The sequence below is a fragment of the Streptomyces sp. NPDC024555 genome (assembly GCF_055559335.1).
Map to the genome: position 1 here is coordinate 86,288 of NZ_JBVHKV010000004.1, position 16,320 is coordinate 102,607.

The window sequence follows — 16,320 nt, forward strand, 5'->3', positions numbered from 1 at the left end:
CGAAAGTTTCCGCACAGACCGTTCAGTTCTCCTGAACGGTCGGGGGCGGGGTGTGGGGTGCGGCGGCCGTGCGCAGGGCGTCGAGCACCCGAGCCACCGCGGGTCCCGACTCGGCTCCCCGGCGGACCGCGGCGACCACGTGGCGGCGGGGCCGGTCGGCGTCCAGGGCCCGCATGACCACCCCGTCGCGTGCCTGCCGTTCGGCCGAGGCCATGCGCGGTACCAGCGCGACCCCCATCCCCGCCTCGACCAGGGCGAGGATCGCGGTCCAGCCGGAGGCGCTGTGGGCCTGCTCCGGGACGAAACCGGCGGCCTCGCAGGCCGCCGTGGTGATCTCCGACCAGGGGCCGGAGCCGCCGAAGATCCAGGGTTCGGCCGCGAGGTCGGCGAGCCGGAGCCCGGGGGCGGCGGCGAGCGGGTGGCCGGCCGGCAGCGCCACGTCCAGCGGGTCCGCGAGCAGCGGCAGCACCGTGAAACGGGGGTCGCGGGCGGTCGGGGCGTGCGCGGCCAGCGAGAGCGCCACGTCCACGTCCCCGGCGGCGAGGAGTTCGTACGCCTGGGCGGCCTCCGCCTCCCGCACCCGGATGTCCGGCCCCGGGCGTTCCGCCGCGCGCAGCCGCTGCACGGCGGGCACCACCAGGGCGGGGACGGCGGTGGCGAAGGCGGCGACACGCACCTCGCCGGCCTCACCGCTGCGGTAGCCGGTCAGTTCGGCGTCGGCGCGCTCCAGTGCGGCGAAGACGGCATCGGCGTGGCGCAGCACGAGGTGGGCGGCGTCGGTGAGGCGGACGCGCCGACCCCGTGCCTCCAGGAGCGGGACGCCGAGCTGCCGGGAGAGGCCGGAGAGCTGCTGGGAGACGGCCGACGGGGTCATGCGCAGCGCCTCGGCGGCGGCGGTGACGGTGCCCCGCTCGTGCAGGGTGCGCAGGACGCGGAGTTTCCTGACGTCCCACTCGGTCATGGGCCCGGCCTTTCCGGACGGACCCGCGCGCCGGGTCCGGACAGCCGCGTGCGCCGCGCGGTACGGGTGTACCGGCGGCGCACGCGTGGAGTCCCGGGGCCTGTCGCTCTAGGCCTTCTTGGACTTGTCGAGGACCATGACCAGGCCCGCGATGACCGCGAACAGGACGATGGGCGCCACGACGAACAGACCGATCGTGTCGATCACGCTCAGGCCGGAACCGGGGTCGTCACCGTCGTCGCGGGTGAGCGCGAGCGCGGGGGACGACATCAGCAGCATCATCAGCGTCGTTCCGGCGGCGACGGCGCCGGCGCGCATAGCGTTCTTCTTGTCCACGGTGCAAACGTAGCGAACGCCTACGCGGGCCGCGCGCCCGGGGGTGCCGTACGGGGTGCGAGGGCGTCCATCAGCCGGTGCAGACGGGGTGAGGCGGCCAGTTCCTCCAGGGTGACGGGGCGGCCCTCGGCGTCGGCGACCGGCAGCCGCCAGTTGGGGTACTGGTCCCAGGTGCCGGGGAGGTTCTGCGGGCGGCGGTCCCCGACCGTGTCGGGCAGCCACACCCCGGTCATCCGGGCGGGGGTGCGCAGCAGGAAGCGGTGGACGGCCCGGACGGCGGCCTCCTCGTCGTCGGTGCCCTCGGGGAGCAGGCCGAGGCGGGTGAGCAGGGCGAGCCATTCCGCGGTGTCGGCGCCGTCCTCGGTGCGCTCCTGCTCCAGGGGGCGGGTGAGCAGGCCGAGGCGGTGGCGGAGCGTCACATGGTCGCCGGTGAGCCGGGCCGCGGTGGACGGCAGGTCGTGGGTGGTGGCGGTGGCCAGGCAGTCCTCGCGCCAGTCCTCGGGGGCGAGCGGGCGGCCGGTGCCCGACCAGTCCCGTTCGAACCAGAGCACGGAGGTGCCGAGGACGCCGCGGCGGGCGAGCGCCTCGCGGACGCCGGGCTCCACGGTGCCGAGGTCCTCCCCCAGGACGACGGTGCCGGCCCGGTGGGCCTCCAGGACGAGGACGGCGAGCATGGCCTCGCCGTCCTGGGAGACGTAGGTGCCCTCGGTCGGCGGGCGGCCCTCGGGGACCCACCAGAGCCGGAACAGCCCCATGACGTGGTCGATGCGCAGGGCTCCGGCGTGGGTGAGGAGTCCGCGCAGCAGTCCCCGGAAGGGGGCGTAGCCACGGGCGGCGAGGGCGCCCGGGTTCCACGGAGGCAGGCCCCAGTCCTGGCCGTGCGCGTTGAAGGCGTCCGGCGGCGCGCCGACGGACATGCCGAGGGCGAAGACGTCCTGCTGGGCCCAGGTGTCGGCGCCGCCGGGGTGGACGCCGACGGCGAGGTCGTGGACGATCCCGACGGCCATTCCGGCGTCCTCGGCGGCGCGCTGGGCGTCGGCGAGCTGGCAGTCGGTCAGCCAGGCGAGCCGGCAGTGGTGGTCGACCCGGTCCATCAGTCCGGCGCGGGCGCGGGCGGTCTCCTTGGAGCGCGGGTCGCGCAGTCCGGCCGGCCAGGTGTGCCAGTCGGAGCCGTACGTCTCGGCGAGGGCGCACCACAGGGCGTGGTCGTCGAGGGCCTGCCCCTGGGTGGCCAGGAAGTCGCAGTAGGCGGCCCGGCGGCCGGGGGTGAGGGGGACGTCCAGGATGTGGTCGAGGGCCTGCCGCTTGAGGGCCCAGACGGCGTCCCGGTCGATCAGCGCGCCCTTGTCGAGGACGGCCCGGCCGAGTTCGTCGGCGCGTCTGCGCAGGGTGGCGAGGGCGGCCGGGTCGGCCACGTGCCCGTACTCCGGGACGGCCTCGACGCGCAGGTGCACGGGGTCGGGGAAGCGCCGCGAGGAGGGGCGGTAGGGCGAGGGGTCGGTGGGGGTGCCGTGCACCGCCGCGTGCAGGGGGTTGACCTGGACGAAGCCGGCGCCGAAGGCGCGGCCGGACCAGGCGGCGAGGTCGGCCAGGTCGCCGAGGTCGCCCATGCCCCAGGAGCGGGCGGAGAGCAGGGAGTAGAGCTGGACGAGGAAGCCGTGGGTGCGGCGGGGCGGCTGCGGGACGCGGGCGGGGGCGACGACGAGCGTGCGGCTCTCGACGCGGGCGCCGGAGGAGCGCAGGGTCAGCCGGTGGATGCCGAGGGGCGGCGGGGTCCACCAGCGGGGCGGCGGGGCGCCCTTGCCGGAATCCTGGCCGGAAACCGTCGGCGCCGCGCCCGTGGCGGGGACGCGCATCGGGGGCGGCGGGGGCGCGTCGGGGTCTTCGAGGCGCACGGTCAGCTCGGTGCCGGGCGGCAGTGCGGTGAGGGCGGCCGGCAGGGGTTCGCCGTCCCACACCACCACGGTGTCCGGGAGCAGCCGGGACGCGGCGGCGGCCTCGGCGGCGGCCAGGGCGTCCCGTACCGCGTCGGGGGTGGTGGCGTCGACTCCGAGGGCGGCGAGCACGGCGACGACGGTTCCCTCGGGGACCGGCACGGTGACATCGGCGGACGGGGAGAAGGAGGTGGCGACGCCGTGCAGGGCGGCGAGCCGGGACAAGCCCATTCAGACTCCTGGGGGTTGCGTGCCCTCCGCGCGCGGGCCGGGCACGGCCGCGAAGGCGGCGCCGCCGGAGGAGGCCGGCTCGCTGGTCAGCGGGGCGAGGACGGCGAGCGGGGGTTCGCTGGTGAGCGGGGTGGCGTCGGCGAGCGGGGGCTCGCTGGTCAGGGGTATGGCGTCGGCGAGCGGCGCCTCGCTGGTGAGCGGGGAGGGGACGACCGTGGCCGGGGACGCGCTGATCAGCGGCGGGGATGCCGGCACCTGCGGGGTCAGGGCGGAGAGCAGAAGCTGCGCTGCGGCGGGCATGGTGGCCTCCTGGCCGTGGAGAACAGGACACAGCAGGCCTACCCCGCGGACACGTCCGCAGACGTAGGCGTTATGACAACGAGTTCAACGTGCTCCGGGTCACATTCCGTTCCCCGGACGCCGATTGCCCGTAAGACGTCCTCCGATTTCGGCCATTCGGCGCCGTCTTTCGCGTGTACGGGTGCCCTTCACGCCTCGTTCACCCCGCGTGCCACATCGGGCATTTGCACCACAACGACCACGCGCATTGACACCCTCGCGCGCGGGTGGTGGGCTCGGAGCCCACCGGCGGGAAGCGAGGGAGACAGGCATGCGGCTCAGGCGCAGGAAGCACGCGACGGCGGTCGCCGTGGCCGTGCTCGGCGGGCTGCTCTCCGCCGGCACCCCGGCCGCCGTCGCCGCCCCCTCGGCGCCCGGTACGCCCGCCGTCACCACCCCCGACCGCGAGGACGGCACCGCCCCGCCCGCCGTCTGGCCGCGGCCGCAGAGCATCACGGCGGCCGGCTCCGCGGTCCGGCTCTCCGACGGGGTGACGCTGCTCGCCGCCGACGGGGCCGATCCGTACGCGGTCACCGCGCTGCGCCGGGTGCTGAGCGACGCCGGGGTCCGCACGGTCTCCACGGAGCCGTCCGGGAAGGGCCCGGTGATCCGGTTCGGCGGGAGCGCTGCCGAGGAGGCACTGCGCGCCCTGCACGCGCCGGAGCGCGCCGATCTCCCCTCCGGCGGCTACCGGATCGCGGTCGGCAGGGTCGCCGGCCGGGACACCGTCGCCGTGGACGGGGTGGGTGAGGACGGGCTGTTCCACGCCGTGCAGACACTGCGTCAGCTGATCGAGGACGGGCGCGTCGCCGGGGTCACGGTCCGCGACTGGCCGGCCGGCGGGGTCCGCGGGATGACCGAGGGCTTCTACGGGCAGCCCTGGTCGCAGCAGGACCGGCTGGCCCAGCTCGACTTCATGGGGCGCACCAAGCAGAACCGGTACCTCTACGCGGCGGGCGACGACCCGTACCGCCAGGACCGCTGGCGCGACCCGTACCCCGCCGACCGGCGCGCCGGCTTCCGGGCGCTGGCCGAGCGGGCCGCCGCCGAGCATGTGACGCTCGGCTGGGCGGTGGCACCGGGCCAGTCGATGTGTCTGTCGTCGGACCGCGATCTGAAGGCGCTGACGAAGAAGATCGACGCCATGTGGGCGCTCGGGTTCCGGGTGTTCCAGGTGCAGTTCCAGGACGTCAGCTACAGCGAGTGGCACTGCTCGGCCGACGCGGACACCTTCGGCCGGGGCCCCGAGGCGGCGGCCCGCGCACAGGCCCGGGTGGTGAGCGCGGTGGCCCGGCATCTGGCGGAGCGCCATCCGGGGGCGGAACCGCTGTCGATGATGCCGACGGAGTTCTACCAGGACGGGGCGACGGACTACCGCACGGCGCTCGCCCGCGAGCTGGACCCGGGTGTGCAGGTGGCCTGGACCGGGGTCGGGGTGGTGCCGCGGACCATCACCGGCGGCGAACTGGCCGGGGCGCGCACCGCGTTCCGCCATCCGCTGGTGACCATGGACAACTATCCGGTCAACGACTACGCCCAGGACCGCATCTTCCTCGGCCCGTACACCGGCCGCGATCCGGCCGTCGCCATCGGCTCGGCGGCGCTGCTGGCCAACGCGATGGAGCAGCCGTCCGCCTCGCGGATACCGCTGTTCACCGCGGCGGACTTCGCCTGGAACCCGAAGGGGTACCGGCCGCAGGAGTCCTGGCAGGCGGCCCTGGACGACCTCGCGGGCGGCGACGCCCGCAGCCGGGACGCGCTGCGCGCGCTGGCGGGCAACAGCGCGGGGTCGGTGCTGGGCGGCGACGAGTCGGCGTATCTGCGTCCGCTGCTGGACGCGTTCTGGTCGTCCCGCAGGCCCGAGGGCGCGGCCGGCCGTGCGGAGGCGGCCCGCCGGCTGCGCGCGGCGTTCACGGTGATGCGCGAGACCCCGCAACGGCTGGCCGGGCTGGCCGGCGGGCGGCTCGACGACGAAGTGCGGCCGTGGAGCGAGCAGTTGTCCCGCTACGGCCGGGCCGGGGAACTGGCCGTGGATCTCCTCATGGCGCAGGCGCGCGGGGACGGGGCGGCGGCCTGGCAGGCCTCGCTGGCCCTGGAGCCGGCGGTCCGGGCGGTGAAGGCGGGCGGTGCGACGGTCGGCAAGGGGGTGCTCGGCCCCTTCCTGGACCGGGTGCGCAAGGAGGCCGACGCCTGGACCGGTTCGGACCGGGGCCGGGGCGAGGTGACCCGGACACCGGGCAGTTACACGGTGCGGCTGGACCGGGTCCGCCCGCTGGAGGCGGTCACCGCGATGACGGAGCCCGGCGCCGAGGTGCCGGCGGCCGGGACGACCGTCCAGGCCCATGTGCCGGGCGAGGGCTGGCGCGCGCTCGGCACCCTGTCGGCGAGCGGCTGGACCCAGGCGTCCGGCCAGGGCCTGCGGGTCGACGCGGTCCGGATCAGCTGGCCGTCCGCCTCCCCCGTGATCGTCACCCCGCCGCCTCTGGTCATTCCGCCGCTGGCGGGCGCCGCTCCGTCCGCCGGGGCGGTGGCGCCCACGGTGCGGGCGCTCGTGCCGTGGTTCGGCGACGAGCCGGTGGCCCGGCTCGATCTGGAGCGCGGCGAGACGGACGCGGAGATCGGCGGCGGTCCGCAGAAGGTGGCGGCCCGGCTCTCGGCCCGGCGCCCGGCCGAGGTGCGCGGCGCGCTCACCGCGAAGGCGCCCAAGGGCATCGAGGTGCACCTGCCCAAGCAGACGACCGTCCCGCGCGGCTCCCGTACCGAGGTGCCGGTGGAGATCACCGTGCCGGCCGGGACGCCCGCCGGGGCGTACGAGGTGCCGCTCTCCTTCGGCGCCGAGGAGACCACGCTGACCGTCCGCGCCTTCCCCCGTACGGGCGGGCCGGATCTGCTACGGACGGCCACCGCGTCCTCGTCCGCCGACGAGACCCCGGACTTCCCGGCCTCCGCCGCGAGCGACGGGGACCCGGAGACGCGGTGGTCCTCACCGGCCGAGGACGGCTCCTGGTGGCAGGCCGAGCTGCCCGAGCCGGCCCGGGTGGGCCGGGTGGTGCTGGACTGGCAGGACGCGTACGCCTCCCGCTACCGCATACAGGTCTCGGCGGACGGCCGCACCTGGCGCACGGCGGCCACCGTCCGGGACGGCCGGGGCGGGCAGGAGTCGGTCCGGATGGACGCGAAGGACACCCGCTTCCTCCGGGTCCAGGGCGACGGGCGCGCCACCGAGTACGGCTACTCGCTCTGGTCGGTCCGGGCGTACGCGGTGGCGGACGCCCCGTAGACGCGGCCGCACGCCGAAAGACGCGATGGCCCGGATCTCAGGCGGACACGCCGTCGATCCGGGCCATCGCGTCGTCGGCGCCGAAGGGTTGCAGATAGGGCAGCCAGCGCGGGTCGCGATGGCCCGTGCCGATGATCCGCCAGGCCAGTCCGGTGGGCGGGGCGGGCTCCTGGTGGAGCCGCCAGCCGAGCTCGGGCAGATGGCGGTCGGCCTTGACGTGGTTGCAGCGGCGGCAGGCGGCCACCACGTTGTCCCAGGCGTGCTGTCCGCCGCGGCTGCGCGGGATGACGTGGTCGACGCTGGTGGCGGCGGCGCCGCAGTACATGCAGCGCCCGCCGTCCCGGGCGAAGAGCGCCCGGCGGGTCAGGGGGACCGGTCCCCGGTAGGGGATGCGCACGAACCGTTTCAGACGGACCACGCTGGGGGCCGGGACGACGCGGGTGGCGCTGTGCATGAAGGCGCCGGACTCCTCCAGGCAGATGGCCTTGTTCTCCAGGACGAGGACGAGTGCGCGGCGGAGCGGTACGACGCCGAGCGGCTCGTACGACGCGTTGAGAACCAGGACATGCGGCACGTGGACGCCTCCTTGTACGCCGGCGGCGCGTGGCTCGCGCCGGGACGATCCGGTCTCAGTCTCCCCTCCTGCCTGGTCGGAGCGCCACCACGTGCGGGTAACGGGCTGGAGGGATTTTTCTCCGGAGCGCCGCGTTCCGGGTGCCGCCGCGCACCGGATCAGGCGCGTGCGCGCCCCTCGGGCCGGGCGCGTGTGCGGTGTGCGATCGGCCACAGGGCGCCCGCGCACCCGTCGTCGCGCCGCCCGCGCCACACCCCGCCCGCCTCGTACGTCTCCCCGAGTGAGCCGTGTCTCTCCCGTCGATCATGGCAACCGGCCATTCCGGTTACCCCGTTAGTGTGGTTGTCCCGCGCTCGTCCAACCGGAGGTCTCACCGTGTCCCTGTCCGCCCTGTTGGCCGCCGCACCGTCGCCCGAGCCGGGTGGCTCGCTGGACGAGGCCGCGAAGCAGGCCGGCAACGCCGCGGGGTGGGTCGAGGAGAACTGGTCCACCTGGCTCAACACCGGTCTGCGGATCGTGCTCATCGCCGCCATCGCCGTCGCGTTGCGCATTCTGGTCCGCCGCGCCCTGACCAAACTCATCGAGCGGATGAACCGCAGCGCCCAGGCGGTGGAGGGCACCGCGCTCGGCGGGCTGCTCGTCAACGCGGAGCGGCGAAGGCAGCGCTCGGAGGCGATCGGTTCCGTCCTGCGCTCGGTCGCCTCGTTCCTGATCCTCGGCACCGCCGCCCTGATGATCCTGGGGGCCTTCCAGATCAATCTGGCCCCGCTGCTGGCCTCGGCCGGTGTCGCGGGTGTCGCGCTCGGCTTCGGCGCCCGCAATCTGGTCACCGACTTCCTCTCCGGCGTCTTCATGATCCTGGAGGACCAGTACGGCGTCGGCGACACCATCGACGCGGGCGTCGCCTCCGGCGAGGTCGTCGAGGTCGGACTGCGCGTCACCAAGCTGCGCGGCGACAACGGCGAGATCTGGTACGTCCGCAACGGCGAGGTCAAGCGGATCGGCAACCTCAGCCAGGGCTGGTCCACCGCGGGCGTGGACGTCCAGGTCCGGCCCACCGAGGACCTGGAGCGGGTCCGCGAGGTGATCACCGAGGCCGCCGCCGCGATGGCCAAGGAGGACCCCTGGACCGAGCGTCTGTGGGGCCCGGTCGAGGTGCTGGGCCTGGACGCGGTCCTGCTCGACTCCATGACGGTCCGGGTGAGCGCCAAGACCATGCCCGGCAAGTCCGTGGGCGTGGAGCGCGAACTGCGCTGGCGCATCAAGCACGCCTTCGACCGGGCGGGCATCCAGATGATCGGCGAGATCCCCGCGCAGTCGGACGCCCCCTCCCCCGCCGACCCCACCGCGGGCATGTCCGCCCCCTCGGCCTTCGCCTCGGCGACCTCCCCCCAGTCCCTGGCGACGACCCCGATACCGCCGTCGTCGCCGAACATGGCGAAGTAGCCGCCGCTTTCCCTTCCCCCGATGGCCCGCACCGGCCCAGGTAACGCTTTGGTTGCCACCCCGGTGCGGGCCATTGACGCTTCGGTGACCTGCGCCCTACCGTCCTCTCACCGAATAGGAAAGTTTCCTAACAGAGGTCGACAGAGGGCAGGTGCAGTGACATGGCCGGGACCACACCGGGCACCCCCCGCGTTCTGCGCGCCATGAACGACCGGGCCGCCCTCGATCTCCTGCTGGAGCACGGACCGCTGTCGCGGACCAGGATCGGGAAGCTGACGGGGCTGTCCAAGCCGACCGCCTCGCAGCTGCTGGCCCGTCTGGAGGCGGCCGGGCTCGTCGTGGCGACGGGGACGGCAGCCGGGCGGCCGGGGCCGAACGCGCAGCTGTACGCGGTGAACGCGTCGGCGGCGCATGTGGCCGGACTCGATGTGAACGCGCAGCGGATCGTCGCCGCCGTGGCCGATGTGACCGGTGAGACGGTCGGGGAGTTCGAGCTGCGGACCCCCGGACGCGTTCCCGGGCGGCGCGCCGACAGTGTGGTGGGCCAGGTGACACGGGCGCTCGACGGGGCGGTCAAGGAGGCCGGGCTGACCCGCTCCGACGTGCACCGGGTCGTCATCGGCACCCCGGGGGCGTTCGACCCGGGGACCGGGCGGCTGCGGTACGCCTCGCACCTGCCCGGCTGGCACTCCCCCACGCTCCTGGACGAGCTGGCCGCCTTCCTGCCGATGCCCGTCGAGTACGAGAACGACGTCAACCTCGTCGCGGTGGCCGAGCAGCGGCGCGGCGCGGCGCGGGGCCACGGCGACTTCGTCCTGCTGTGGAACGAGGAGGGCCTGGGCGCCGCCCTCGTCATCAACGGCCGGCTGCACCGGGGCTTCACCGGCGGCGCCGGGGAGGTCGGCTTCCTGCCGGTGCCGGGCGCCCCGCTGGTCCGCCAGGTCACCAAGGCCAACGCGGGCGGCTTCCAGGAGCTGGCCGGTGCCCAGGTGCTGGCCAGGCTGGCGCGCGAGCTGGGCATCGACGACGAGGCGGTGCGCGCCGGCGGCACCCACCACGAGATCGCCGCCGGGCTGGTGGAGCGGGCGGCCGCGTCCGTGGAGCGGGGCTACGAGGGGCCGTACAGCGTGCTCCTCGACCGCTACGCCACGGGGCTGGCCACCGGTCTCGCCTCCCTCGTCGCCGTCCTCGATCCCGAGGTCGTCGTGCTCTCCGGTGAGCTGATCGCCCGCGGCGGCGAACCGCTGCGGCTCCGGATCGCCGCCGAGCTGGCCGAACTCGCCGCGTCCCGGCCCCGGCTGATCGCCGGCCGGGTCACCCACCGTCCCGTCCTGCGCGGCGCGCTGGAGAGCGCCCTCGTCACCACCCGCGACGAGGTCTTCGACACCTCGCGCTGACCGCCCGGACCCCCCGGGCCGACCCCCGTACCCCTCTCGTATCCCTCGTATCCCTCGTATCCCTCGTATCGCTCGTATCTCTCTCGCAGGTCCCTTCCCCGTCCCAACCCTTCCCCGGGAGACACCACCATGTCCGGAAACCGCCGGAAGCCGGCCGCCGCGCTCGCCGTGACCGCCGCGATAGCCCTGTTCGCCTCCGCCTGTACGGGGCAGAGCGACTCCGGTGCCAGTGATGACGCGTCCAAGGAGACGACCATCAACTTCTGGCACGGCTGGAGCGCCCCGAGCGAGGTGAAGGGCATCGAGGCGACGATCGCCGCCTTCGAGAAGGCGCACCCCAACATCCATGTGAAGGTCGTCGGCAACATGACCGACGACAAGATCAACCAGGCGCTGCGCGCGGGCGGTTCCAAGGCGCCGGACGTCGTCTCCTCGTTCACCACGAACAACGTCGGCAAGTTCTGCTCGTCGAAGGCGTTCGTCGACCTCAACCCGTTCCTGAAGAAGGACGGCATCGACGCGGACGCGACCTTCCCGAAGGCGATGAACGAGTACACGCAGTTCAACGGCGTGCGCTGCACGGTGCCGCTGCTGGGTGACGCGTACGGCCTGTACTACAACAAGGACGCGTTCAAGGCGGCCGGGATCGCGAGCCCGCCGAAGACCTGGTCGGAGTTCGCGGCCGACGCGAAGAAGCTGACGAAGACCAAGGGCGACACGTACGAGCAGCTCGGCTTCATGCCGAACTACCACGGGTACGAGTCGACGACCGAGCACTACCTCGGCAGCTGGAACCCGGCGTACTTCGACGCGGACGGCAAGTCGAACATCGCGAAGGACCCGGCGTTCACCGCGATGCTCACCAACCAGAAGAAGCTCGTCGACCTGCTCGGCGGCTACGCGAAGCTGGAGAAGTTCCGGACCGGCTTCGGTGACGAGTGGGGCGCCAAGCACCCGTTCCACACGGGCCAGGTGGCCATGCAGCTGGACGGCGAGTGGCGGCTCGGCATGGCCGAGGAGACCAAGCCGAAGTTCGAGATCGGGGTCGCCCCGATGCCCGTTCCCGACGCGGACGCCGCCGACTACGGCAAGGGCTATCTGACGGGCACGATCGCCGGGATCCCGACCACCTCCAAGAAGCAGAACGCCGCCTGGGAGCTGGTCAAGTTCATGACGACCGACACCGACGCGGTGGTGAACTTCGCCAACGCCATCCACAACGTGCCCTCCACGCTGGAGGCGCTGAAGTCGCCGAAGCTGAAGTACGACCCCCGCTTCAAGACCTTCCTGGACATCGCGGCGAACCCGAAGTCGACGACCACCCCGCCCTCGGTGAACGGCGGCGCGTACCTCACGTCCCTGCAGAACCTCGGCTTCGACGTCGAGAAGGGCAAGCAGACGGACATCGCGGCGGGTCTGAAGAAGACCGCCGAGGAGATCGACGCGGCGATCGACCAGGCGAAGTAGAGCCGGAACGATGAGCACGTACACACTCCGTTCGAAGCGCCGCCGTGCGGCGCTTCGGACGGCGGCCTTCATGTCGCCGTGGCTGATCGGGTTCTGCGTCTTCTTCGCCTACCCGCTGATCTCCACGGTCTACTTCTCCTTCACCAGCTACGACGGCTTCACGCCCCCCGAGTTCAGCGGGCTGAAGAACTGGTCGTTCGTCTTCAACGACTACCCGATGTTCTGGCCGGCCCTGCGCAACACGCTCTGGCTGGTCGTGGTCATGGTGACCTGCCGGGTGGTGTTCGGACTCGGCGTCGGCATGCTGATCACCAAGATCAAGACGGGTGCCGGGGTCTTCCGGACGCTCTTCTACCTGCCGTACCTGGCACCGCCGGTCGCCGCGACCCTGGGCTTCGTCTTCCTGCTCAACCCGGGCACCGGACCGGTCAACTCGATCCTGGGCGGGCTCGGGCTGGGCACGCCCGGCTGGTTCACGGACGCCACCTGGTCCAAGCCGGCCCTGACCGCGCTGGCGGTCTGGGGGGTGGGCGACCTGATGGTGATCTTCATGGCCGCGCTGCTGGACGTACCCAAGGAGCAGTACGAGGCGGCGGAGCTGGACGGGGCCGGCTCGTTCCAGCGGTTCCGCTTCGTCACCCTGCCGAACATCTCGCCGATCATCATGTTCGCCGTGGTCACCGGCATCATCCAGACGATGCAGTACTACACGCAGCCGCTGGTGGCCGGAAAGGTCGCCTCGGGCGTGATGGGCGGCTCCGGGCAGCAGTTCGAGCCCGGCTATCCCGACAAGTCGACGCTGACCCTTCCGCAGCTCGTCTACAACCTCGGCTTCCAGCGCTTCGACTACGGCTCCGCCTGTGTGATCGCGCTCGTCCTCTTCGTCCTCGCCATGGCGTTCACCGCACTGCTGATGCGACGCCGCAGCGGACTGATCCAGGCAGGTGACTGACATGGCGCAGGTCCTCGACACCCCCCGGGCGGCCGGCCCCGCCGCCCCGGAGACCCCGGCCGCCCGTACGGCCCGCCGCAAGGCGCTGCTGCACTGGATCGGTGTGCACTCCCTCGGCGTCGCGGCGGCGCTCTTCTTCGTGCTGCCCTTCGTCTTCCTCGTGCTCACCTCGCTGATGAGCGACCAGCAGGCGCTCACCCGCGATCTGTGGCCGCATCCCTTCGAATGGAGCAATTACAAACAGGTATTCGAAACAGATGGCTTTCTGACCTGGTGGCGGAACACCCTGCTGTACGCGGGTCTGGGCACCGTCCTCACGGTGGTGTCCTCGCTGCCCGTGGCGTACGCGCTCGCCAAGTTCCGCTTCCGCGGCCGGCATCTGTCGCTGATGCTCGTCATCTCGATGATGATGCTGCCGCCGCAGGTCGTCGTGATCCCGATGTACCTGTTCTGGGCCAAGCAGATGGACATGTCCGGCACGCTCTGGCCGCTGATCATCCCGATGGCCTTCGGCGACGCGTTCTCCATCTTCCTGCTGCGCCAGTTCCTGCTGACCATCCCGAACGAGTACCTGGACGCGGCGAAGGTCGACGGCTGCGGCGAACTGCGCACCCTGCTGCGCGTCGTCGTGCCGATGGCGAAGCCGGGCATCGCCGCGGTCGCCCTCTTCCAGTTCTTCTACGCCTGGAACGACTACTTCGGCCCGCAGATCTACGCCTCCGAGAACCCGGGGGCCTGGACGCTGAGTTATGGACTGGAGTCCTTCAAGGGCGCACACCACACCGACTGGAACCTGACCATGGCCGCGACCGTTCTGGTCATGGCCCCTGTGATCGTCGTCTTCTTCTTCGCACAGAAGGCCTTTGTCGAGGGCGTCACACTGACCGGAGTAAAGGGCTGAAGCATGAAGCTCGCAGTAGTGGGTGGCGGGTCCACCTACACCCCCGAACTGATCGACGGATTCGCGCGGCTGCGCGACACCCTGCCGGTCGAGGAGCTGGTGCTCGTCGACCCGGCGGCCGACCGGCTCGACCTCGTCGGCGGACTCGCCCGGCGGATCTTCGCCAAGCAGGGCCACCCGGGGCGGATCGTCACCACCTCGGACCTGGACGCGGGCGTCGCCGACGCCGACGCCGTCCTGCTCCAGCTGCGCGTGGGCGGCCAGGCCGCCCGCAACCAGGACGAGACCTGGCCGCTGGAGTGCGGCTGCATCGGGCAGGAGACCACCGGGGCCGGCGGCCTCGCCAAGGCCCTGCGCACCGTCCCGGTCGTCCTGGACATCGCCGAGCGGGTCCGCCGCACCAATCCGGACGCCTGGATCATCGACTTCACCAACCCGGTCGGCATCGTCACCCGGGCGCTGCTCCAGGCCGGCCACAAGGCCGTCGGCCTGTGCAACGTGGCGATCGGCTTCCAGCGCAAGTTCGCCCGGCTGCTGGACGTGGCCCCCGCCGAGGTCCACCTGGACCACGTCGGGCTCAACCATCTGACCTGGGAGCTGGGGGTGCGCCTCGGCGGCCCCCAGGGGGAGAACGTGCTGCCCCGGCTGATCGCCGAGCACGGCGCCGCGATCGCGGACGATCTGCACATGCCGCGCGCGATCGTCGACCGGCTGGGCGTCGTCCCCTCGTACTACCTGCGGTACTTCTACGCGCACGACGAGGTCGTGCGGGAGCTGGGCACCAAGCCCTCGCGGGCGGCCGAGGTGGCCGCGATGGAGAAGGAACTCCTCGCGATGTACGGCGATCCGGCGCTGGACGAGAAGCCCGAGCTGCTCGCCAAGCGCGGCGGCGCCTTCTACTCGGAGGCGGCCGTGGACCTGGCGGCCTCGCTGCTGGGCGGCGGCGGTTCGACGCACCAGGTGGTCAACACGTACAACAACGGCACGCTGCCGTTCCTGGCGGACGACGCCGTCATCGAGGTGCAGGCGAAGGTCGACGGCTCGGGCGCGACGCCGCTCGCCGTGGACGCCGTGGACCCGCTGTACGCGGGGCTGATCGCCGATGTCACGGCGTACGAGGACCTGGCGTTGCGCGCCGCGCTGCACGGGGGCCGCGACCGGGTGTTCAAGGCGCTGCTGGCGCACCCCCTGATCGGCCAGTTCGAGTACGCCGAGGCGCTCACCGACAAGCTGATCGCGCACAACCGGGAGCACCTTTCGTGGGCGTGAACGGTTCCGTCCTCGCGATCGACGCGGGGAACAGCAAGACCGATGTGGCCCTCATCGGTGCGGACGGCACGGTGCTGTCCACGGCCCGCGGCGGCGGCTTCCAGCCTCCGGTGGTCGGCATCACGACGGCGGTGGACGTGCTGGGCGCCGCGGTGGAGCGGGTGCTGGCCGCGGCCGGCCCGGACGCGGGGCCGGTGGCCCATGTGTCGGCCTGTCTCGCCAACGCCGATCTGCCGGTCGAGGAGGAGGAGCTGACCGAGGCGCTGCGGGAGCGCGGCTGGGGCAGCACCGTGGAGGTGCGCAACGACACCTTCGCGATCCTGCGGGCCGGCGTCGACGAGCCGCGCGGTGTGGCCGTGGTCTGCGGCGCGGGGATCAACTGCGTCGGCATGGTGCCGGACGGGCGGAACGCGCGCTTCCCCGCGATCGGCCGGATCTCCGGTGACTGGGGCGGCGGTTCGGGGCTGTCCGAGGAGGCGATGTGGTTCGCCGCGCGCGCCGAGGACGGCCGGGGCGAGCCGACCGAGCTGGCCCGGACGCTGCCGGCCCACTTCGGTCTGGACTCGATGTACGCGCTGATCGAGGCGCTGCACCTGGGCCGGATCGAGGGCGCGCGGCGCCACGAGCTGGCGCCGGTGCTCTTCGCCACGGCGCGGGACGGCGACCCGGTGGCCCGCGCGCTGGTGGACCGGCTGGCCGACGAGGTCGTGGCGCTGTCCTCGGTCGCGCTGTCCCGGCTGGGGCTGCTCGACGAGGAGGTTCCGGTGGTGCTGGGCGGCAGCGTGCTCGCCGCCCGTCATCCGCAGGTCGACGACCGCATCGCCGAACTGCTCGCCGCGCGCGCCCCGAAGGCCGTGGTGCGCGTGGTGACCCAGTCCCCGGTGCTGGGCGCGGGGCTGCTGGGCCTGGACCACACGGGCGCGGCGCCCGAGGTGCACAGCAGGCTGCGCGCGCAGTACGTCTGACACCGCGTCGCCCCTCCTCCGCACCGTTCACCCCGGGCGCCCCGCCGTCCGCCGGCCCCCTCCGGCGGGCGGCGGGGCGCTTCGGGGCCCCGGCCGGCAGGGAACCGATCAGTGGTCCCGGGCGTGTTCATGGTGGGGGAGATCGCTCCGCCCCGGGGATTGCGCCGCCGATCGGCTTGATCGACGGCGTCCGGCTTGATCGAATGCTGTTGGACCGCGGCCGGTCACCACCGGCCGCTCCATGGACCGGTGCAGGATCCGGGCGTTC

At 73.0% G+C, this 16,320-nt stretch carries 13 protein-coding genes; 8 read left to right on the forward strand and 5 right to left on the reverse strand.

What is annotated here, in order from left to right; all coding sequences use genetic code 11:
- Positions 1–22: 22 nt before the first annotated feature.
- The 4 genes from ACZ4FH_RS08090 to ACZ4FH_RS08105 all read right to left on the reverse strand — a co-directional run bounded on the left by ACZ4FH_RS08090 (position 23) and on the right by ACZ4FH_RS08105 (position 3,762).
- Complete coding sequence (locus ACZ4FH_RS08090) at positions 23–961, reverse strand: LysR family transcriptional regulator (RefSeq protein WP_467303171.1); 939 nt, start codon at positions 959–961, stop codon at positions 23–25.
- A 108-nt stretch (positions 962–1,069) separates the two neighbouring features.
- Positions 1,070–1,297, reverse strand: a complete 228-nt coding sequence (locus ACZ4FH_RS08095) for a hypothetical protein (protein ID WP_383633438.1) — start codon at positions 1,295–1,297, stop codon at positions 1,070–1,072.
- 20 nt (positions 1,298–1,317) lie between these two features.
- Positions 1,318–3,462 carry a 4-alpha-glucanotransferase gene (malQ, locus tag ACZ4FH_RS08100; RefSeq protein ID WP_467303172.1) on the reverse strand — a complete coding sequence of 715 codons (2,145 nt, stop codon included), beginning with the start codon at positions 3,460–3,462 and terminating at the stop codon, positions 1,318–1,320.
- Complete coding sequence (locus ACZ4FH_RS08105) at positions 3,463–3,762, reverse strand: hypothetical protein (protein ID WP_467303174.1); 300 nt, start codon at positions 3,760–3,762, stop codon at positions 3,463–3,465.
- Positions 3,763–4,072: 310 nt separating this feature from the next.
- Between ACZ4FH_RS08105 and ACZ4FH_RS08110 the strand changes: the two genes are divergently transcribed.
- Positions 4,073–7,081 carry a beta-N-acetylglucosaminidase domain-containing protein gene (locus tag ACZ4FH_RS08110; RefSeq protein ID WP_467303175.1) on the forward strand — a complete coding sequence of 1,003 codons (3,009 nt, stop codon included), beginning with the start codon at positions 4,073–4,075 and terminating at the stop codon, positions 7,079–7,081.
- Between the two features lie 37 nt (positions 7,082–7,118).
- Here ACZ4FH_RS08110 and ACZ4FH_RS08115 read toward each other — a convergent pair whose 3' ends face one another.
- Positions 7,119–7,655: an HNH endonuclease gene (locus tag ACZ4FH_RS08115; protein WP_383633449.1), complete on the reverse strand. Its 537-nt coding sequence runs from the start codon at positions 7,653–7,655 to the stop codon at positions 7,119–7,121.
- 375 nt (positions 7,656–8,030) lie between these two features.
- On the opposite strand from ACZ4FH_RS08115, the gene ACZ4FH_RS08120 reads away from it, so the two are divergent.
- The 7 genes from ACZ4FH_RS08120 to ACZ4FH_RS08150 all read left to right on the forward strand — a co-directional run bounded on the left by ACZ4FH_RS08120 (position 8,031) and on the right by ACZ4FH_RS08150 (position 16,052).
- The gene (locus tag ACZ4FH_RS08120) at positions 8,031–9,101 is read left to right on the forward strand and encodes a mechanosensitive ion channel family protein (protein WP_383633453.1); all 1,071 of its coding nucleotides are present in this window, start codon (positions 8,031–8,033) and stop codon (positions 9,099–9,101) included.
- Positions 9,102–9,262: 161 nt separating this feature from the next.
- Entirely contained in the window at positions 9,263–10,498 is a 1,236-nt protein-coding gene (locus ACZ4FH_RS08125; RefSeq protein ID WP_467303177.1) for an ROK family transcriptional regulator, read from the forward strand.
- Positions 10,499–10,627: 129 nt separating this feature from the next.
- Positions 10,628–11,965, forward strand: coding sequence for an ABC transporter substrate-binding protein (locus ACZ4FH_RS08130; RefSeq protein WP_467303178.1), 1,338 nt, complete (start codon positions 10,628–10,630; stop codon positions 11,963–11,965).
- Between the two features lie 10 nt (positions 11,966–11,975).
- Positions 11,976–12,917 (forward strand): carbohydrate ABC transporter permease, encoded by a 942-nt coding sequence (locus tag ACZ4FH_RS08135; RefSeq protein WP_467303179.1) that lies wholly within the window; start codon positions 11,976–11,978, stop codon positions 12,915–12,917.
- A gap of 1 nt (position 12,918) precedes the next feature.
- Positions 12,919–13,818, forward strand: a complete 900-nt coding sequence (locus tag ACZ4FH_RS08140) for a carbohydrate ABC transporter permease (RefSeq protein WP_467303180.1) — start codon at positions 12,919–12,921, stop codon at positions 13,816–13,818.
- Positions 13,819–13,821: 3 nt separating this feature from the next.
- Positions 13,822–15,087 (forward strand): 6-phospho-beta-glucosidase, encoded by a 1,266-nt coding sequence (locus ACZ4FH_RS08145; protein WP_385110053.1) that lies wholly within the window; start codon positions 13,822–13,824, stop codon positions 15,085–15,087.
- On the forward strand, positions 15,078–16,052 hold the full coding sequence (locus tag ACZ4FH_RS08150) for an N-acetylglucosamine kinase (protein WP_467303181.1): 975 nt from the start codon (positions 15,078–15,080) through the stop codon (positions 16,050–16,052). The genes ACZ4FH_RS08145 and ACZ4FH_RS08150 overlap by 10 nt, the downstream gene beginning before the upstream one ends.
- The last annotated feature ends 268 nt before the right edge of the window (positions 16,053–16,320 follow it).